We start from the raw sequence: 19,104 nt of genomic DNA on the forward strand, positions 1-19,104 counted from the left end.
GATTACTCGATCAGTTGCTTCGCTCGCTCGTAGCTGTAGGTGAAGTCCGCGTCGATCTCGTCGCCGCGGTAGTAGTCGACGAGGCGGCGGATCTTCGACTGGTTGTTCTGGAGCGCGCGCTTGTTCTGGTGGTCGCCCGGGTTCTCGTCCATGTGCTCTCGCAGGCGGACGGCCTTCTTCATCAGGTTCCGGAGGTCTTCGGGCAGTTCGGCGGTCGCGTCGTTCTCTTCGAGGATCTCGGTGACCTTCTTGCCCGTCGCGAGCGAGACGTCCGGGATCGGCGTCCCCTGGACACCCTCGTCGCGGAGCTTGAGGCCGATCTCGCTGGGCGAGTGGCCCTGCTCTGCGAGCTCGACGACTCGCTCCTCGATCGCGTCTTCGTCTACGTCGCTCCACTCCGGCGGTTCGTCTGCCACGGGCTTGTCCGAGTCGGACGAGCCGCGGCGTCGTGTGTGCATTCGTGCCATTGTTAGGTTGGAACGGCACAGACCGCTACGTGCTACTCGCAGCGCGAGCGTGTGGTGTCGAAACACCGGACACGGCCGCAATCTCGAAGCCACGCAACCGCGTGGCGGGTCAGATTTGCGGTCGTGCTGTTCCCGACGTACTCTCCCCACTCGGCGCGTAAAACCGTTTCTACTGCGGCCGGTGACTGTCGGTGAACGGTGACCGGCCGGCCCGACCGACTTTTCCTCTCGAATATCACCGGCGATAACCGTTTGAACGGTCCTAAACGGTTCGAACGGTCGCGCGCCTTATTCCCCTCAGTCGCGTCCGTGACGGTATGTACCGGGGCCTCGGCCGGCGCGGGCAGTCGTCGCCGATCGCCGTGATCCTCCTCGTCTCGATGGTCGTCGCCGGCTCGCTGGCCGTCGTGACGCTGGGTGCCCAGTCGCTGTCTGACACCCGAGAGACGATGGACGTCGAGCGCGCCGAGAAGGGCCTGACACAACTGGACTCGAACGTCGCGATGGTCGCGCTGGGGAGTGCCGGCGGACAGGAGCTCTCGCTGTCGAGGACGGACGGGGCCGCCTATCGGCTCCGGGACGACGCGGGGCGGATGACCGTCGCGGTGACGAACACGTCCAACGACTCCACGAAGACGGTGATGAACGCGACGCTCGGCTCGATCGCCTACGAGAACGACGGCCGCTCGGTCGCGTACCAGGGCGGCGGCGTCTGGAAGACGGACGGCGACGGCGGCTCGCTGATGGTCTCGCCGCCGGAGTTTCACTACCGGGACGCGACGCTGACGCTCCCGCTGGTGACCGTCTCCGGCGACGAGTCGCTCGACGGCCGGATCGCGGTTCGGCCGGGCGGTCGCTCGACGCAGCACTTTCCGAACGCCTCGGCCGACGAACAGTGGGTGAACCCGCTCGACGGCGGCCGCGTCAACGTGACCGTCAGGAGTGAGTACTACCGGGCGTGGGGCCGATTCTTCGAAGAGCGTACGGACGGCGAGGCCACGCTCGATCACGCGAACGAGACGGCGACGGTGACACTCGTCGTCCCGGCCGGGCCACAGACCGTCACGAACGCCGTCGCGGCCACGTCAGCGGGCGGCGAGATCGTACTGGCCGGAAGCGGCGATCAGACCCGGACCGACAGCTACAACTCCTCGAAAGGGACCGGGCTGTACGCCGACACGAAGACGCACAACGGGTCGATCCGGACGGCCGGCGACGTGACGGTCAAGGGCAACAGCCAGGTCAACGGCTCGCTGGCGTCGGGAGGCAAGGTGACCGTCAAAGGGAGCGGTGTGGTGACCCGAGACGCCGGTTACACCGACGACATCAAGGTCACCGGCAGCGGCGGTGTCGACGGCTCGATCGAACAGCTCTCGGGCGTCGACGGGATCGGTCCGATCGACGCCGTCGTCGATCGACGGTACGAGAACGCGACCGGGGACAACGACAACGGCGACACGAGCGCGATCACGGGGACGACGCTGAGCGACGGCGACCAGACGCTCTCGGCCGGCGAGTACCACCTCGATCGGCTCGTTCTCGACGGCGAGACGCTGACGCTGGACACCGGGACCGGCGGGACGATCAGTCTCGCGGTCCGTGACTACGTCCAGCTGAAGAACGACGGCCGAATCCACGTCGTCGGAAACGGGACGGTCCGCCTGTACGTCGACGGACAGGCGACGACGGCGTCGAACCACCACTTCTCGATCGAGGGAAGCGGCGGCCAGATCGACATCGACGAGGGGCAGAACGCCTCCCAGTTCTGGCTCTACGGCCGCGAGGACTTCCAGGGACGGATCGACGGGACCTCCAGTGACACCCATCTGTTCGAGGGCGTCGTCTTCGCACCCGGCGGCACGCTCGGCAGTAGCTCGTTCACGGTCGAGAAAGGGAGCCTCTACGGCGGTGTCGTCACCGGGAGCGTCACGATGGACAACGGCGGACAGGTCCACTACGACCGGTCGCTGAAGCGGGTCAACGCCGTCCCGCCGGCCGAGAACATCGTCCGACTGACCTACCTCCACGTCTCGGAGATCGAGATCGAAGCTCGCGACTGACACTGTCGGCTGTACCTTCGTGACGATATTCGCCGCCCGGGGTGGCGACATCGGTCACGCACACAGCCGACAGTGGGACTCCTCGGCCGTCACAGCTCGATCGTCAGATCGATCTCGTGGACGGGAACGTACAGTCGATCCGGCGACGCCCCCGGCTCCAGGTAGCACGTCACGCTGGCCGCGTCCGGATCGGGCGCACACTCCGAGAGAGCTGTCTGCTCGAAGGCTCGCTGCCAGAGCTCCCACCGCGGCGACGTGACGGTCACGCTGACGTTCTCGAACTGTCCACCGGAGACGGCGACGGCCGAGGACTGCTGGTTCGCGCGTACCAGGACGGTCGACCCGCCGACGCTCCGGACGCGCTCGGTCCGCGTCTGGACGATCGGGACGAGCACACGGCCGTCTCGGGCCACCAGCGGCGGTTCGACGGTGTGAAATCCGCCATCACGGGAGACCTGAAACACCGCGCCACCCTCGTAGACGAGCCGTTGCGCTCCGTCGCTCTCGTAGACGATCGGCCTGACCGATCGCTCGACGCTCTCGTTCCCGTCGGCGGTGTCGCGGTCGATTGCGGTCACGTTGATCGTCACGTTCTCGCCCGTGTACAACTGTGCGCTGCCGAGGCTGACCTCGGTCGCTCGGCTCGGGGCCCCCCGCTGATGGATGTCGGCCATGTTGTCCGCCAGCACGTCGAAGGCCTGCTGTGCGTTGTTCGTCTGCTCGGCGTCCCGCACGTCCTGGAGCGTCCCCAGTCCGCTGACCGAGATGATCGCGACCGAGGCGACGACCATTCCGAACACGAGGGCGAACCCGAGCACCTCACTGACCGCGCGATCAGTCATTGCTCACCCCCAGGGCGCTGCCGTCGTAGCCGACGACGACCGTTCCGCCGTCGGCCGACGAGTTGCTGAGTGCCGTCCTGTTCTGAACGCCCACCGTGACACGGACCTCGGGACTGCTCGACCGCAGGCGGATCGTCGGTGACGGCGTCGCCACGAGTTCGAGTCGGTAGGTCGTGCCCGTGATTCGGGCGGGGAACTGCTGTTCGATCCGCACCGTCGCACCGGCCGGATCGTCACTGGCTCTGACGAGCCTGTCCGCGCGTGCGACGTCCGCCGACACCTGCTGGCCGATCACCTGGAGTTCGGATCTGACGACCTGGCGCTGGCGGTCCTCGACGAAGCTGCCGGACGCGACGAGCAGCCCCGTCACCAGCATGGTCGCGATCGCGAGGCTGAGAACGTAGCTGAACGTCGAGGAGACGGCGCGATCGTTCACGGCGGCTCACCCGGCGCGACCCGGATCGTCGTCTCGTAGCGCAGCTTCGCCCCGTCGTAGCGGTACGTGACGTTCGCGGCGTAGATGGCGGGCGTCGCGTACGGATCGTCTCCGGTCGACGACGACGGCAGGTTCCCGTTGCTGGTGGCGTCGTCGCCGACGACCAGCGAGTAGTTGCCGGTCACCTCGTCGCCCTCCTCGTAGGCGATCTCGTAGGGTTCCGACACGCCCTCGCCGAACGACAGCGCCGGACACGGTGCTCCGTCGACGAGCCCCGCCGTCAGATCGACGTGGAAGTAGTCGACCCCGTCGTCGACCGCACAGACACCCTGCCGTCCGGCACCGTCCTCGACGCCGATCTTGTAGGTCCCGTCGGCGGTGTCGTGGGTGACGTTCATGATCCAGGTCGCGCCCGCGCCGTCCTCGATCCGCACACGGAACTGGTCGGCCGGGCCGCCGAAGTTGCCCGTCCGGTTGACGCCGCTCACGTTCATCCTGTAGGCACGCGTCTCCGCGACGCCCTGGGCGACGCGCCAGTCGACACTCGTCGCGTTGCCTTCGCTCGCGTTTTCGAACGAGGAGCCGCCGGGGGCGTCGTCCCTGACTCTGGTCCCGTTCTCGATGTCGGTCGGCCCCGCGACGCTGACCACCTTCCCGCCCGAGGCGTGATGCGCTCCCGACAGCGCCGAGAGCGTCCCGACGCTCTCGTCGAGGCTCGTCGCCAGCGTCGTCGTGTCGCTGGCGTTGTGCGTGTTCGCGTACTCGATCGCGTGGCCGGTCGACTGCTCGATCGACTGGCGCACCAGCAACGCGTCGTCGCTGCCAGCCGTTTCGCCGCGGCTGGCGAGGTTCTCCGTGAAGATCGCCGAGTTGACGACCAGCGCCAGCATGACGAACGTGACTGCCATCACGAAGGCCGCCACCAGAATGACCTGTGCGCGGTCGTCGCCCAGCGAGCGACAGCGGCGACGCAGGCGGCTCAGATCCGCCACGCGACCACCTCCACGCGGACCACGTTGTACACCGAGGTGCCGACCTGCTGGACGGGATAGCGACTCGCCGAACCGACCGTCACCGACTCGTTCGCGGTCTCGTCCGGTCGCATCAGCGGATCGTCCGGCTCGAGTGTCACGGTCCGTGAGGCCGACACCGCGTTGTCGCTCGGCCGACCCCGGTAGATCATCCGCCGGGTGGCGATTCCGCCGCTCGGCCTGCGGTACCGGAGGTAGACGTTGTAGGAGATACTGCGCTCGTCGAGCGTCCGTTCCAGGATCTGCCCGAAGGTCGTGTCCGGCGGCTCGTTCGTGTAGAACCCGATGTCGGGCGCGCCGTGGAACCGACCGTCGGTGTCGTTCCAGTAGCGGACGCTCGTCGAGAGCGCGCCCCGGTCGGCCGCCGTCGCGAGCACGCCCTGCGCGACCGAACGCTGCTGGTTCTCGATGTGCTGGCTCGAGGTGCTGGCCGACAGCGGCGTCACTGCCGTCATCTGCATCGCGAAGACGACGCTGCTCAACAGCAGCAGCCCCGCGATCACCGCTTCGAGCGTGTGGGCCTGCCCGCGGTCAGGACTCGTACTGCCGGGTGTCACTGTTTCACGATATTCGCGACCACGGGACCGCAATATTCTGTACAGACGTACAGCCGGCAGTATCACCATAGTACGACCTCCAGCGTGACGACCTCGCGATTCAGCGACACCACTCGACGCGCGGTCACCGACTCGTCCACGTCGGCCGTCGTCGGTTCGCCCGCCCGGAGAGACACGTCGCCACTCTCGCAGTCGCTCCGGTCCCGCAGCGACGCGGTGTCCGCGTCCCAGCACAGCGGACTCGCCCCCTCCCGGGCCGTCGTCCCGTTTCGCGTCACCGTGACGTTGACCCGCTGGCGGCTGTCCAGCCCCAGCCGCTCGTTCGTCGTCTCGCCCGCGAAGTGACAGCCACTCGCAGAGCGATTGTCGAAAAACACCGCCGTACACGTGCCGTTCAGGACCTTCGGACGCTCGGCGCTGCCCAGCGTCGCCCGCGAGAGATCGTCCGCCACCCTGTCGACGGCGACGGTCTCCTCCTGTGCCCCCGCGGTGAACGGCTCGACCACGCCGGGCACGAACAGGAAGACGAACAGCACGACGGCGAGGAAGAGACTCATACCGAACGCGAAATCCAACGTCGTCTGTCCGCGTGTGTGACCCCGCATACTGTGACCCGAAACCGCGCTGACTCTGATGGAGGGAGGCTGTTGCCCGCCTTATCTATTGTGGCCGAACTGTACATCAGTCGACACGACGTGCTCGACGACGGCGGACGACACCGTGACCCACGGTCCGATCCCTTCGATGGGTTTAAGAAAACCCACACGGTACGAAACGATGCGAGGGCTCGTAGATCAGTGGTAGATCATCCCCCTGGCACGGGGAAGGCCCCGGGTTCAAATCCCGGCGAGTCCACTATTCTGCGTCGCGAGCAAAATTCGCGAGCGGCGCGAATCGTCGTCGACACCCGGATTTGAACCCCTGGAAGTCGCAGCGCCGAGCGCAGCGAGGTGACCGTCTTCCCCTGGCTCAAATCCCGTCGAGCCCATCTGTAACTAAACGATGCTGGTGCCATCTTGAATCGCATTTTCGCTGAAATAACGTCTTTAGCGGAGCGATTGGCGTTTTCGAATGATCCTCAGAAAACGGAGATGCTAAGGAGAGCAAGCGGAGGTCCCGCAGTCTGGCGGTTCCTGAAAGGGAAGTCCGTCGCTAGTACGGCTCGTCTGTCGACGAGTATATCGATTCCCCGGCTCTCCCCAATGGAAGGTGCTGGCCATGAGCGATCCGGCCGAGACGTCCACGAGCCAGAGTGCGAGCATATTGCGGAGACAATCTGGGAAGTACCGTGATCACTCTGTGAGAGCACAGCTATGCCTCCCGATAGATTTAATCCTATCTATCCGGTGGGTTTTTGTTCTCTATGATACAATGCTGTGCTAGCGATCACTGGGAAAATATGTGGGGTCAATACGAACTGGACGAACGCGGTGTCTCGAATCTTGTGGGTGTTATCCTGCTAGTAGCAATTTCCATAACGGGGGCGTTACTGATCCTTACAGCGGGTCAAACGACAATTCAGGACACTCAAAACGAGCAGAACGCGGAAGTCGTATCGGACATGTTCAAACAGGTCGACTCGATGTTCCAGTCGGTACCACGAAACGAGAGCAACTCTGGATCACGATCGGTTGCGGTTCCAGAGAGTGTTCAGGGGTCAGTAAAGGCGAACAACGATACGACATATAGGATACGACTGAACGATAATCCGACCTGTGACACAGGTGTACAACCACTGGGATCAATGCAGTACGAGGAGGATGGCACGGTAGTCGGCTACGAAGGAGGGGGCGTTTGGGAGTCCAGAGAGGGTAGTACAGTGATGGAGTCGCCGCCGGCACTCACGTACAAGGACGGAAGCCTCAACGTCCAGTTCCAGCGTGTGTCTGGAAACATCACTGACTCCAACGAAATTACCGCACAAGTCAACGCTACGGACGAACGCGCGCTCAATGACGAACTCTCGGTACTACTGTACACGAATCTCACACCGTCGAACATCAGCAGTGCAACGTCGTACAGTCTGACGTGTGCGCCGGCACGACTTCAGAACGCCACTGTGTTCATCAATGACAGTCAGTTCGCTGGCGGGTGGGCACGCTACGCAGAGGACCGTTTTAATGACCGCCGTGTCGATGTCCAACCCAGCAACTCAGTGAGTCCACGCGAGAACGTTTCGATCACCTTCGAACTCGGTGATGTGTCGCTGCCAGAATTCTCTGCTCGGAACGTGACCACGAAACGATACAGTGATACGGGCCCACTGTACGTCAACGCCACCGTCCAGAACGAGGGTGGACTGAGCAGTGAGCAAACGGTGACGTTCACCTTCGAAGACCCGGGCGGTAACGAAGTCTCGACCGATTCGAGGGATGTTTCGCTCAACGGTGGTGAGTCAAAGCGAATGAAGTTCGAAGTCCCTGCTAGCGACTTGAGTTCGGTCACCGCTGGGACGTACGACGCAACGATCGAGACGGAAGACGAGTCAGAATCCAGGGCAGTTCAGTTCACGTCTGGGAATCACGTGCCAGAGTTCCAGATCACTTCTGTTTCAGCCCCCTCACAGGGACAGGTCGGCGACGACCTGACAGTTGACGTGACTGTCGAGAACCGCGGAAGTATGACCGGGACGCGAGCAGTCGCCTACGGGTTCGACGGGTCGACAGAGAATACGACAATGTTGCGCCTCCATCCCGGCCAGACGAAGACTCTGAGTTACCCCCTGTCGACGACTACAGACGGAAGCCACGACTGGACGGTCCAGACCGATGGCACTTCCGAGCAAGGAACTGTCTTTGTGGGGACGGGACCGACGTTCACCATCAGTGATACGGACGCACCGAAACATGCGGGCGCTGGCAACACCTTCTGGCTCAATGCCACGATTGGCAATACTGGTCAACTCAACGGCACGCGTGATATCAACCTCACGATCCGGAACGACACTAACGGGAATGTCGTCACGGACGAAGATCAAACTGTCAGCATCAACGGCACGATCGCTGACAGCAGCGACGAGGCGACGGTCAACGCCTCGGGAACAATCACCACACCAGGGACTTACGAGTACAAAATCGACACGGGAGATATGGTCCAGACCGGCGGTTTCACTGTCGGACCGGCACGGTACCCGAATTTCATCGTCACGTCCCTGCGCTTCTCCGACGATCCCGTCGTGAAAGGTGATCAAGTCACCATCGAAGCAGACATCAAGAATACTGGCCGTGTAGATGACACACAGCCTGTCAAGATCTCGACCGAGCGCGATATCTTGACGGCACCTAACCGACACGTCGATCCCGGCGACGTAGTGACGGTTAGTACTACTGTCGACGTCGCGTCACCGACGTTCGTCCTCGGAGAGGCCAACGAAATCACCGTCGAGACCGACAACAATACCGTCGCTCAGAATCTGGAGGTATTGGCCCAAGAGCCCATCGGCGAGACCGACGACGGACAGATCATCGCCAACGAACGTCTAGACGTTAGCGTCAGACTCCTCGGAGCAGAACTGGAAGGGAGCAACAGAGAATGGTGCAATCCCAGATACCGCTCGTGTCTCGGCAGCTTCCGGACAAACGGTGGCTACCAGCGTTACGGTATCATCAACGATCCCGTCGAAATGTCACTCCTGATCAACGGCCAAACGGAGAGTGATCTCTGGCAGTCACTGCCGGGTGATGGCGATGTGAATCACCCTGAAGCCGAACAGGAACTTCTGAACGGTCAGAACCCGTACAACGAGACAGCCACCCTAGAGAAAGACGATCGGGCAATCGTGACTGCAACATCGTACCGCTGTAGTTATTACCAGTACACGGATGTACGGTTCCCCGACCTCATCACGTTGGGTAACACCGAGCAAGACGCCGTCGGCAAAGAGTGCGCCAACCGTGGGAGGACACGGCTTTCGATAAACGGGAATGGCGAAGACGACAGAGTTGTCATAAGGAAGGACGGAGAGAGCATCCGCGGCGGCGAGGAGTTTGAGCCTCAGGCGGCAAACTACCAGCGCAACGTCAAGCAGATGTTGCAGGGTCGCCTGAACGAGACCGGCCACCTTGACCTGTCGCCCGGCGAACGAGTGCTGATTTACGAACTCTCTGACCGAGACGCGACCATTGAACAAGCAAGCCAGTCAGGCGATCCCGACTACAACGACGCCCTCGTACTGTTCAAAGTCCTGTCGAAGAACCGCACTCTCTCGCCGCCGGCATCCTACGAGATTACCGATCTTAGCGCACCGGCGAGCGTTCGACGCGGCGACTCCGAGACGATTACAGCGACCATCAACAACACCGGTGGACAGGAAGGTGAGACAGACATCCAGTTTGCATTCGGCGGTACGACTGTCGAGACAGAATCGACTGGAAAACTCGAACCCGGTGAGAAGACGACCGTAACCTTCGACGTTCCCACGGGATCGACTGGGACCTTCGGATACACCGTAACTGTCGCAGACGAGCCGACGGAAAATCGGGCAGGACAATTGACCGTCGGTGTGCCACGATCGCCCCACTTCCAAGTCACCCAGTTCACTCCCGACGCAACCGCTGTTGAACGGGGTGAGACGGTCGGGATCGAGACGACGATCACCAATGTCGGCGCCACAAGCGACACTCAAACTGTCGAACTGCGCAACGTCACTGGTAGCAACGACACGGTCGTCGACACAGTATCTGGCGTGTCTCTGGCGGGCAACGCCGACACCACACTCCCTCTTGACCTTCCGACACACACCAATGGGACCATCCGGTATACGGTATCGACTGAGGACGACCGTGCGATCCCACAGCGAGCTTACGTCAACGAATCGCACGTTAAGATCAATCAGACTGAGGTTGGGCTGAGTACCTACAACGAGAGTGAACTCATCGAACGAAAGTCAGTGCCACGGATGACCGTGAAACTGAACAATCGTGGCGGACTGGGAGACGACCGTGATGTCAAATTAACAATCACGAACCAGTCCGACGGCACTACTCACTCCGACACGACTACCGTAAGTGTCGGAGACGGGGAAATAAAGCCACTGTACCCCGGATATGCTACGTTCGACACTTCCTCGATGGGGATCTCTGAAGGCTACTACAGTTACTCGATCGAGGTTGAAGACGACGGGGCTCGCGAGGACTACTGGACGGGTGAACTATTCGTTCACGAAGATGGGACGGTCGAACAATCGTCTGACTCTGACTCGCCAATCAACGTCGACTCTGGACAGATCGAAGTCGGCAGCTGAGCACTCGAAGCGGTTGGCTGTTGTCCTTGTTTCTGATGCTCTTTTCGATGCTCCTCTGCGTCGTGGCCTGATGCCCCCGCTCACAGCTACTGTCACGTCAGAAGCGACTGATCGACAGAATGCACTACTACAGTACGCCAGTGTCATCGGTACCCGAACCGCTAGCTCGCTGTCTCGTCACAGCAGCACGCGTCTCGGACAACGAAAGCACGATATCATCTCTCTGTTGAGCGACATCGACTGCTTCATACTGCCAGCAATCCGTTACGAAGCGTTTCTCGACTCCGAGATCCCGAACCCGAAATCCCTTGCAATAGTGACAGCCGACAGTATCAGTTTACAGCTATTCCGACGGTCGTATTGTGGACGACAGCTCGGTCAATCCCGTCACAGGTGTATCGTCCGTTCCCGCCGTTCCATCTCGGAAGTTCCGACTCGAACAGACGCTCCCAGGCGTCGGTGTGTCGTGTGTTTCGAACGTTTACACTCACGTTCTTTACACCTTTATCTGGACTTAGCGGCGTGATCGACTCGCGGTTCTGTGCGTTCGCTCGCACTGTTACGGGACCGTCGCTACTCTGGCTCACCTGACCGTTGATCCTGACCAACGAGACGTGAGCCGTGTCACTCCCACAGCGCAGTGCCGGTGTACCCGTCACGACTTCGCCGTTCGGTTGGCTGCGGAACGTGGCACCAGCCGTGTATATAAATCGTGTCCCACTGTCGGTTCGACGGACGAAGCTCTCGACTGGCACGGTTTCGTTGGTGTAGCTGTCGTCCTCGTAGCCGATCTCGATTCGTATCTCGGCGTCGGCAGTCTGGAGTCGGTCGCCGCTGAGCTCTAGCCGCTGGACGTGCTGTGGGGCTCTGTTGTCTCGGACTGCCCCGACTCCCCTCGCAAAACTGGTCATCGATCGCTCTGCTGTGTTCGCCTGTGCACTATCACTGATATCTTCGACGGCTTCGACACCGTAGACTCCGGTGAAGCCGACCGACGTAATAATGATCGTGAACACGAGAGTAAATGCTAACGTATCCGAGACGGCGCGGTCGGTTCCGGTCATAATTAGGGATCCCTCAATTCGAGACACGGTTCCGAAACGTCGAAAACGACGTTGATTTTCCCGCCATCAACAGCACTCGCACAGACACTGCTCTCGTTCTCGAACCGATAGACGACGGTGCGTTGTGACTCTCCGGTCGCTTCGAGTACTAGAGTCGACTTCGGGGAGTCTGGTTCTAGAACCACGTCGTAGGTCCGCCCTCCGACCCGCGCCGGATGAGTAGTAGTGTAGCTCAGGTCCGCATCGACACCAGTGGTGTTGAACTGGTCCATACTGACGAGTTCACTCGTGACTGCGCTACCAACGTTCTCGAGCCCGTTTTCGACGACGTATGATCGCTGGTCGTCTAGTAGCCCACCAGCACCCACGAGTAAGCCCGTGATCATGATTGCCGAAATACCGATCGTCAGAGCGTGTGTGACGGCCGGCGTCACTGCACGGTTGTCCATCAAGATCCCGCCTCCCCAACGGCGAAAGTGCGGTTGTACGCCGTCGACGGGCTACGATACTTGTAATCGATGCCCGGATACAGAATTCGTTCACGGGTGCCTGCAAAGTTACCTGTATTGACTGAGCCACCGACGACGGCAATCTCGTATCCACCCTCGGCTCTGTTACCCTTTTCGAACTCGATAGTGTACGGGCCGTCTAGCGCATCAGTGAACGACGTGAACGTACAACTGGGGGGTGTCATGGCATCTTCGCCATCGATCAAGTTCAGTTCGATATCGTCGGCATCCGACCGCCTACATGCTGTATTCGTCGATGTCGGCGTTTCGACGACGACATCAACATCGTCTGGGCCTGGCCCAGCTACTGGCACTCCCTCGAGCTTGAGTCTCCATTCGTCTCCCGCAGGGTTGCTGACGACGACTTGGAACGACGTTCCGCCAGTTTTGACGGAAGACTCGTTGAGCCAGAACTGTGACACGGTTTCCGCATCGGTGACCAAGTCCCAGCTGGGCCGCCTGGGACTCGTTTGTTTCCGGTACGGGTCATCCGACTGTGTCATTACTGTTTCGTTGACCGACGCCGCCAGGTTGAGCGTGACGTTCGTGTACGTTGCCCCGCCTGCCGCCGTCATGTTCTCTGAGTAGTTCTGGTACGTCGAGACGTTCTCGCGTAGCGCCTCCTGATACTCCGATCGGTCTGTTCCGTTTCGGACTCTCATATCGAGCCCATAGAGGGCAGCCCGCGTCTCGGCTTCCGCCTGTGCTGCCTGGTCGATGGCGTCAGTCTGAGCGTTAGATCCTATGGTGTCGGTGTACTGGAGGTCATTCAGTTGGATTACGACGCCGACGATGACGACCGAAAAGAGGATTGCTCCGACGAGCAAGAGCTGGCCACGTTCGGCTACCATACGACCAGTCGAACCTCCACGATGTTGTATAGTGGGGAGTCCTCGTCGACATCTGGGATCTTGAACGCTCCCTCACTAATCTCGTATCCTGCTGTCCCACAGCCGTTCCCGAACTGGATCGTCTGATCGTCGTAGAGAGTGATCCGCTGGGTCCCGACCGCGGTGGTCCGGCCGGGCGAAGCGAGCGCCTGGTTCTCACTGGTCGAGATCACCCGCTCTGTGCGATCGTCGACAGAGTCGTTCCAGTAGCTCAGATAGAGGTTGTAGTTTCGGTTTTGCCTATCGAAGGTGTGATTCAGCATCTTCTCAAAGCGAGCGTTCCTGTCGCTCTCGACCGTCCCGTCGACAACTGATTTGTCTGCACCCCAACACCGAACGACTTCCGACAGCGCACCTGTTTCGGCACCTACGGTCAGCACGTCTTCGCTCTGGGTACTGAGTTGCTCCGAGACTTGATCCTGTTGACTGTTCAACTGTCCCGTGTCGACTGCTTGGAGGCCGATCAACACAGCGATTACGACGATGATGGCACCGATTGTCCCTTCCAGCGTGTACGCCTGTCCCCGTTCCATCGTTACCAGACCCTCACGACTAGCAGACAGTTGCTCGAACAGATTGTGCTCTCGTCTTCGAGGGTAACCACCCTCGCTGTACTGGCTGCCCCGTCCTGGTTCTTATAAGCTTCACCCCAAGTCAGTTCTCCGGATATTCCTGTGGCTGGTTTTCGAGAACCATCCGCAAGAGCGTCGCTGCCGACGACTGTGACGTTGATCGATAGATTGATGCGTCGGTCTGTGGCCACGTCTAGCCCAGCACCGGCTCGCAACCGGTCCAGAGAGTCGGTATCCCGGTTGAGTGATTGCTCGATCCCGTCAGACGAATCGTACCGCAAGATATTGTCTTTGTCTTCGACGCTGTAGTTCTCGACGACGTAGGAGGCGACTCGGTCCGCGGACTCTTGTACGTCTCCGCTGACCGGGCGGTCGTACGTCGTTACGACGCTGTTCTGTATGAAAACGAAGGTCGCAATGATCGTCAGCAACAGAACCGCAACCCCAACCGCAAAGTCCTGCGGTGTCTGTCCACGGTCGTTCGTCGGCTTGTCTTTCCGTACTGTCAATCTTACTCCCCCCACAAATGCGAGCGGATGGCTGATCCGCCGTCGTACCGCTCGCTTCGTAGCTGCCCCCCGTCGCAGTTCTGCTGGCTGCTGAACTCTCTCAACAACTGTCCGCAACTTCTGCACAGCGTCCCGAGCCAGCATTGTACTCTCGACATATTCTATCCACGACGGGGCCTGTTGTCACGCACCCAGAAGATGCGTTCGAGTTGATTCAAAATTTGCCCGTCGGATTATTAGTGTTTTGTTACCATAGCGATGTGAAAGGGAACTGCTCGTGTTGAATCTACGATTCGTGAGGTCTGGTGCTATCCGACCGCGATCCAGGTGATGAGCGCGATCGTCGGGAGGATCACCGCGAACTTCACTCCCGAGATGATGTTCACGTCCCGGATGTACCCCGCGATGAACGACGAGAGGAGCGCCTGCAGCGTGACGGCGTGGAAGAACAGCAACGAGAGCAGGTCCGTGTCGACGTTGCCGCCGAAGCTCTGCCCGGTCGCGCCACTTCCCCCCGCACCGGCCGCGCTCTCGGACAGTCCCGCCATCACGTCGAGGAACTGAGTCTTCAGCAGTGCCATCACGCCGAGCAGCGTCAGGTACGTCATGAGGATGATGACGACCTGCATTCGGGTCCGGGCGATCCGCTCGCGGTCGATGTCGTCCTGATTCTCCGAGGCCTGTGCCGCCGTCGAGAGCACGTTCTGGATCTGGCTGGACGCTTCCTGTGCCTCGCTGATGAGCTTGACCGTCCGGGCGAGTCGCGGGACGTGGTACTTGTTGTTGAACTCCCTGAGGGCGTCTTTGAGGCTGGTGCCGTAGTTGACCTTCGCGTGCATGATCTCGAACTCCTCCGAGAGCTTGCCTCCCGATGTCGTCGAGACCACCTGTACGGACTCCAGCAGCGTCATGCCCGTGTCGTTCGCGCTGGCGAGTTTCCTGAGGTTCTCCGAGAGACTGCCGATGATCGTCTTGCGCGAGCGGACGTTCCACTCGTAGAAGATCGCTAGCGGGAGCAGGTTGATGTACAGTGGCACGTACACCCAGAAGAACGTCCCGAGCACTGGTCGAGCGATCATCCCGTCGAGGCTCATCGGTGCGAGATCGAACACGACGACCAGCAGCAACGCGACGATCGTCACGGGGACCGTCACGCCGAGCACGAACAGCGGGTGATCGCGGAAGAACAGGTCCGGGCGCTTGAGCACCTGCATGAACTCGTAGGTCCCTTCGCGGCTCTTGATGCGGTCGAAGATCGTGTACTGGCCGGTGTAGTTCTCGACCAGTCCGAGGTTCAGAAAGCCCAGCCCGTCGTCGACGACGAAGTCGTCGTCCTTGCCGTCGGGCCGCAAGTAGCCGTCGCCGACCTCGTCTCGGGTCACCGTCGAGACGAGCACGAGGAAGCCGGCACCGGTCAGCGGGATCAGCCCGTAGACCGTGCCATAGAGGAGCCGGTTCTGCGCGTCGCCCATCATCGACATGATGACGAGGATGATGATGAGCAAGAGCGGAAACAGCGACAGGGTCATGTACATCTCCCCGAACAGTTCGAGGGTGTCGAGCATCTTCTGCTGTTCCTGCTTTGCGGTCCGCATGTGCTTGTCCTTCTGGTCTTCGAGGAAGGAGGTCATGTCCCCGCCGGAGTTGATGATCGAGAGCATGTCGGTCAGGAACTGCGAGAGCTCGTCCGACGGCGTCTCGAGTGCCTGATTGCGGATCGCGGTCCGGTAGTCAGTATCGAAGTACTCCGTCTCCAAGACGATCGACTGGAACTCCTTGGCACACTCCCCGTAGGTGTCGTCGGCCTTGGCCATCGCCTGGAGAATCTCCAACTGGTTGAGCCCCCCGACCGACAGCGCGTACATGAACGAGATCGAGTCCGACAGCAGGACGTTCACCTCCCGCTCGCGTGCGTTGGCCCGGAAGTACGGGATCGAGACCAGCGATCCGAAGCCGATACCGAAGCCGATGACACCGAACACCAGCCCGGTGACCAGGATCAGCGCCGGGATCTTGATCACGTCGAGCGCGGCCGAGACCCCCTCTGGCAGTGGGATCCCGATGAACGTCGGTGCCTCGGCTCCAGTGCCGCCCAGCAGGAAGGTGACGCCGAGGTAGCCGATCAGCGTGCCCACGAGCCACAGCGCCAGTCCCGAGATGACGCCGATCGCCAGCGCGCGTGCGAGGAACATCTCGACGTTGTCGGCCATCCGGGCCTGTGCGAGCTTCTTCTCGACGTTCCTGACGAAGTCGCCGTCCTCGTTGAACAGCCACTGGAAGAGGGGATAGAACGTGTCCCCGAGCGCGCCACCCGAGAGCTGTCGCTGGCCGCGCGTGTCGAGGCTCATTCGCCTTCGGCCTCCGCGCCGGCTTTGGGTACGAACTCTCCGAAGTCCACCTCCTCGTCGTCCGTCTGCTCGGTGCCCTCGTCGCCGCTCATCAGCGCCGAGACGATGTCCGGCGTCTCGCGCTCCTGGAACTTCTCGAACAGCGGGCCGGCGTTGTCGAGGATGTCGGCGGTCTCGTCGAGCATCTCCGGCGGTGCCTCGGGTCTGGGGACCATCTCCTCTTTGGCCTCGTCGATGTCGATCTTGACCGACTCCATCTCTCGGAGGTCCTCCAGCGAACTCTCCAGGTCGTCGTTGGCGATCAGCGTGAGGATCGTTCCGGGATCGTTGATGAACGCCTGGATCGTCGCCGCCACCTGCGTGTACGTGTTGAGCCCGTTCTCGATGAGGTGTGCCAGTACGACCTTGCGCTTGAACAGCTCCTCGTCGAGTTTCTCCTGGGTCCACCCGCGGTCGAACTTGATCTCTTCGAGGGTGTTGGAGTTGCCCATCTGGATGTACTCGTCGGTCTCGGCGCGCCACTCGTAGACGTCTCGGACGTTGATTTCGTCGTTCTCGGCGGAGTACTCGTTGATCTCGGTCAGGGTCTTGTTTCGGCGGACCTTGCTGCCGTCGACGCGGGTCTGGGTCTGGATCGAAACGAGGTCGAGGGCGGTAAACAGCGTCTTCGAGACGTTGATCGGATCGGTGGTGAACCGCTTGATGACCTCGCCGACGGAGTCGGCGTGGAAGGTGGTGTAGGTGGTGTGACCGGTCGACATGACCTGAAAGAGCACGCGCCCTTCCTCGCCGCGGATCTCGCCCATGACGATGTAGTCCGGGCGCTGGCGGAGCGCGGCTTCCAGCAGGTCGAACTCGTCGACGTCGCCCTTGTCGTCGTCGCCGAACGAGGGCCGGGTGACGCTGGCGACCCAGTTGCGCTGGGGCAGTTCGACCTCGCGGGTGTCCTCGATGGAGACGATCTTCGAGTTCGACGGGATGAAAAGCGAGACGGCGTTCAGGCTGGTCGTCTTCCCCGACGCGGTCCCGCCAGCGAAGATGAGGCTCTTGTTGTTCTCGATACAGAGCCAGAGAAACGCCATCTCGTCGAGCGAGAAGGTGTTCCAGTTGATGAGGTCGATCGGCGTGAAGGGAACGTCCTTGAACTGCCGGATCGTGTAGTTCGTCCCGTGGTCCGACACTTCTCGACCGAGCGTCAGTTGCGCGCGCGAGCCGTCCGGCAGGGTCGCGTCGACCTGTGGCTGGCGCTTCGAGATGCCCTTGCCAGAGCGCTGGGCGAGCTTGACGACGAAGTCGTCGAGGCTCTCTCGACCGTGCTCGACGTTCGAGATGATCTGTTCGTAGTCGGTGTGGTAGACGAACACGCGCGAGTTGTAGCCGTCACAGGAGATGTCCTCGACGTTGATGTCGTGTTTCACCGGGTCGATCTTCTGGTAGCCGATGAAGTCCCGCTTGAGGACGTACAGCAGCTTCTCGACCTGGTACTCGGAGAGTTGCTCGGGGTCGTCTTCGAGGACGGCCGGCTCGGGCCGGGCACTGATGCCGTCGAGCTGGCCGGTCCCGACTGCCTGGGCTTCGACCTCCATGCCCAGGAACTCTTTGAACTGATCGAGCACTCCGGGTTCGGCGCTACCCACGGGGCCGCTGTACAGATCGTAGCGGTTCAGCAGCTGCTCGGCTTCCCGCTGGATCACGTCGGCCCGGTCGGCCTCCGACCCCTGTACGATCACGTCGTCCTCGGAGTACTTGATCGCGGTCTTCAGCTTGTTCGAGAGGAATCCCTTGAGATCGTCCTCGATCTCGTTGTGGTAGGGCTCGACGACGTAGTACTTCTTCTCGTTTTCCTTCCGAGAGTGGAAGATGATCACGCAGGCGTAGGGTTTGTTGACCCAGTAGCGCTCGATCTCCGTGAAGTGCGTCTTCTTCTTCAGCGGGACGGCCTTCTCCAGATCGTAGCGGTTGACGACGGTCGTGTGACCGTCCTGTGTCGAGAAGAAGGCGTCTTCGTCCAGTTCCGGATTGACGTCGACGGTTCGCTGCTCGACGAGGTTGTCGAGTAGCTCTGCGGCCCCGTCGGCCGCCGACAGTTCGCTCTCGACTTCCTCGGGCTCGAAGCCCAGATACTCGGCGGGGTCGAACGGGATCTTCTCGCCGTCGCCGTCCGTCGGCGGCGTACTGTCTTCCTCGTAGTAGTACTCTTGCTTGAAGTGTTCCCACGTGTAGACCCCTTTCGCGACCGGCGTCGCCGCCGGATCGACGTAGGCGTCGAAGGGCTGTTTCAGCGTCTTGGCGTTGCTCGCGGCATCTGTCAGTACCGATTCGATGTCGTTCGGGTCGAAGCCCAGATACTGGCTTCGATCGAACCGACCCCCGCTGTGGTGGTCCCGCCGAAGATCTTCCCAGGTGTACTCACCGACGATGGCCGGCGGATCCTCGGTCACCTCCCCCCGAGTGACCTCGGACCGGCTCTCCCCCGTGTCATCAATTGCCATTGTGTTTTCTCTGCCCCTACCGGTGAAAAAGCTTTACGCCATCGATGGTGGTCGCTGATACTCGGCCCGCCGTCGCCACCGCGAT

15 protein-coding genes and 1 tRNA gene are annotated in these 19,104 nt (G+C 61.2%); 3 read left to right on the forward strand and 13 right to left on the reverse strand.

The genetic code is table 11. From position 1 onward, the window contains the following. Positions 1-2: 2 nt before the first annotated feature. Positions 3-467, reverse strand: coding sequence for a 30S ribosomal protein S15 (locus HMUK_RS10265; protein WP_015763089.1), 465 nt, complete (start codon positions 465-467; stop codon positions 3-5). A gap of 317 nt (positions 468-784) precedes the next feature. Here HMUK_RS10265 and HMUK_RS10270 point away from each other — a divergent pair, with 317 nt between their 5' ends. Next, entirely contained in the window at positions 785-2,527 is a 1,743-nt protein-coding gene (locus HMUK_RS10270) for a DUF7289 family protein (RefSeq protein ID WP_015763090.1), read from the forward strand. A gap of 89 nt (positions 2,528-2,616) precedes the next feature. Here HMUK_RS10270 and HMUK_RS10275 read toward each other — a convergent pair whose 3' ends face one another. From HMUK_RS10275 to HMUK_RS10295, 5 genes are all read right to left on the reverse strand, one after another. Further along, positions 2,617-3,369, reverse strand: a complete 753-nt coding sequence (locus tag HMUK_RS10275; protein ID WP_015763091.1) for a DUF7289 family protein — start codon at positions 3,367-3,369, stop codon at positions 2,617-2,619. Continuing rightward, complete coding sequence (locus HMUK_RS10280; RefSeq protein WP_015763092.1) at positions 3,362-3,805, reverse strand: DUF7266 family protein; 444 nt, start codon at positions 3,803-3,805, stop codon at positions 3,362-3,364. The genes HMUK_RS10275 and HMUK_RS10280 overlap by 8 nt, the downstream gene beginning before the upstream one ends. Then, positions 3,802-4,797, reverse strand: a complete 996-nt coding sequence (locus HMUK_RS10285; protein WP_015763093.1) for a DUF7261 family protein — start codon at positions 4,795-4,797, stop codon at positions 3,802-3,804. The genes HMUK_RS10280 and HMUK_RS10285 overlap by 4 nt, the downstream gene beginning before the upstream one ends. Further along, positions 4,785-5,393, reverse strand: a complete 609-nt coding sequence (locus HMUK_RS10290) for a DUF7288 family protein (RefSeq protein ID WP_015763094.1) — start codon at positions 5,391-5,393, stop codon at positions 4,785-4,787. The genes HMUK_RS10285 and HMUK_RS10290 overlap by 13 nt, the downstream gene beginning before the upstream one ends. A gap of 62 nt (positions 5,394-5,455) precedes the next feature. Continuing rightward, positions 5,456-5,950: a DUF7287 family protein gene (locus HMUK_RS10295; protein ID WP_126967095.1), complete on the reverse strand. Its 495-nt coding sequence runs from the start codon at positions 5,948-5,950 to the stop codon at positions 5,456-5,458. A gap of 226 nt (positions 5,951-6,176) precedes the next feature. Here HMUK_RS10295 and HMUK_RS10300 point away from each other — a divergent pair. Both HMUK_RS10300 and HMUK_RS10305 read left to right on the forward strand, forming a co-directional pair. Continuing rightward, positions 6,177-6,248: transfer RNA gene (locus HMUK_RS10300), tRNA-Ala, on the forward strand. A gap of 544 nt (positions 6,249-6,792) precedes the next feature. Then, a complete protein-coding gene (locus tag HMUK_RS10305) occupies positions 6,793-10,635 on the forward strand; it encodes a DUF7289 family protein (protein WP_449271739.1) in 3,843 nt (1,280 codons plus the stop codon). Between the two features lie 332 nt (positions 10,636-10,967). Here the strand turns inward: HMUK_RS10305 and HMUK_RS10310 are convergent, their stop codons facing one another. From HMUK_RS10310 to HMUK_RS10340, 7 genes are all read right to left on the reverse strand, one after another. Beyond that, the gene (locus HMUK_RS10310) at positions 10,968-11,699 is read right to left on the reverse strand and encodes a DUF7289 family protein (protein ID WP_015763097.1); all 732 of its coding nucleotides are present in this window, start codon (positions 11,697-11,699) and stop codon (positions 10,968-10,970) included. 2 nt (positions 11,700-11,701) lie between these two features. Continuing rightward, on the reverse strand, positions 11,702-12,148 hold the full coding sequence (locus HMUK_RS10315) for a DUF7266 family protein (RefSeq protein ID WP_015763098.1): 447 nt from the start codon (positions 12,146-12,148) through the stop codon (positions 11,702-11,704). Beyond that, on the reverse strand, positions 12,148-13,059 hold the full coding sequence (locus HMUK_RS10320; RefSeq protein WP_015763099.1) for a DUF7261 family protein: 912 nt from the start codon (positions 13,057-13,059) through the stop codon (positions 12,148-12,150). Before HMUK_RS10320 ends, HMUK_RS10315 begins: the two co-directional genes overlap by 1 nt. After that, positions 13,053-13,631 (reverse strand): DUF7288 family protein, encoded by a 579-nt coding sequence (locus HMUK_RS10325; protein WP_015763100.1) that lies wholly within the window; start codon positions 13,629-13,631, stop codon positions 13,053-13,055. The genes HMUK_RS10320 and HMUK_RS10325 overlap by 7 nt, the downstream gene beginning before the upstream one ends. Positions 13,632-13,633: 2 nt before the next feature. Further along, positions 13,634-14,323 carry a DUF7287 family protein gene (locus tag HMUK_RS10330; protein WP_015763101.1) on the reverse strand — a complete coding sequence of 230 codons (690 nt, stop codon included), beginning with the start codon at positions 14,321-14,323 and terminating at the stop codon, positions 13,634-13,636. A gap of 164 nt (positions 14,324-14,487) precedes the next feature. Then, positions 14,488-16,527, reverse strand: a complete 2,040-nt coding sequence (locus HMUK_RS10335) for a type II secretion system F family protein (RefSeq protein ID WP_015763102.1) — start codon at positions 16,525-16,527, stop codon at positions 14,488-14,490. Next, positions 16,524-19,019 (reverse strand): type II/IV secretion system ATPase subunit, encoded by a 2,496-nt coding sequence (locus tag HMUK_RS10340; protein WP_015763103.1) that lies wholly within the window; start codon positions 19,017-19,019, stop codon positions 16,524-16,526. Before HMUK_RS10340 ends, HMUK_RS10335 begins: the two co-directional genes overlap by 4 nt. Between the last annotated feature and the right edge of the window lie 85 nt (positions 19,020-19,104).

This window comes from Halomicrobium mukohataei DSM 12286 (assembly GCF_000023965.1).
In the GTDB taxonomy this organism is placed as follows: Archaea; Halobacteriota; Halobacteria; order Halobacteriales; family Haloarculaceae; genus Halomicrobium; species Halomicrobium mukohataei.

Coding starts and splice junctions, on each gene's coding strand:
- HMUK_RS10265 (WP_015763089.1), bottom strand. CDS start 467: ATGGCACGAATGCACACACGACGCCGCGGCTCGTCCGACTCGGACAAG.
- HMUK_RS10270 (WP_015763090.1), top strand. CDS start 785: ATGTACCGGGGCCTCGGCCGGCGCGGGCAGTCGTCGCCGATCGCCGTG.
- HMUK_RS10275 (WP_015763091.1), bottom strand. CDS start 3,369: ATGACTGATCGCGCGGTCAGTGAGGTGCTCGGGTTCGCCCTCGTGTTC.
- HMUK_RS10295 (WP_126967095.1), bottom strand. CDS start 5,950: ATGAGTCTCTTCCTCGCCGTCGTGCTGTTCGTCTTCCTGTTCGTGCCC.
- HMUK_RS10305 (WP_449271739.1), top strand. CDS start 6,793: ATGTGGGGTCAATACGAACTGGACGAACGCGGTGTCTCGAATCTTGTG.
- HMUK_RS10310 (WP_015763097.1), bottom strand. CDS start 11,699: ATGACCGGAACCGACCGCGCCGTCTCGGATACGTTAGCATTTACTCTC.
- HMUK_RS10315 (WP_015763098.1), bottom strand. CDS start 12,148: ATGGACAACCGTGCAGTGACGCCGGCCGTCACACACGCTCTGACGATC.
- HMUK_RS10320 (WP_015763099.1), bottom strand. CDS start 13,059: ATGGTAGCCGAACGTGGCCAGCTCTTGCTCGTCGGAGCAATCCTCTTT.
- HMUK_RS10325 (WP_015763100.1), bottom strand. CDS start 13,631: ATGGAACGGGGACAGGCGTACACGCTGGAAGGGACAATCGGTGCCATC.
- HMUK_RS10330 (WP_015763101.1), bottom strand. CDS start 14,323: ATGCTGGCTCGGGACGCTGTGCAGAAGTTGCGGACAGTTGTTGAGAGA.
- HMUK_RS10335 (WP_015763102.1), bottom strand. CDS start 16,527: ATGAGCCTCGACACGCGCGGCCAGCGACAGCTCTCGGGTGGCGCGCTC.
- HMUK_RS10340 (WP_015763103.1), bottom strand. CDS start 19,019: ATGGCAATTGATGACACGGGGGAGAGCCGGTCCGAGGTCACTCGGGGG.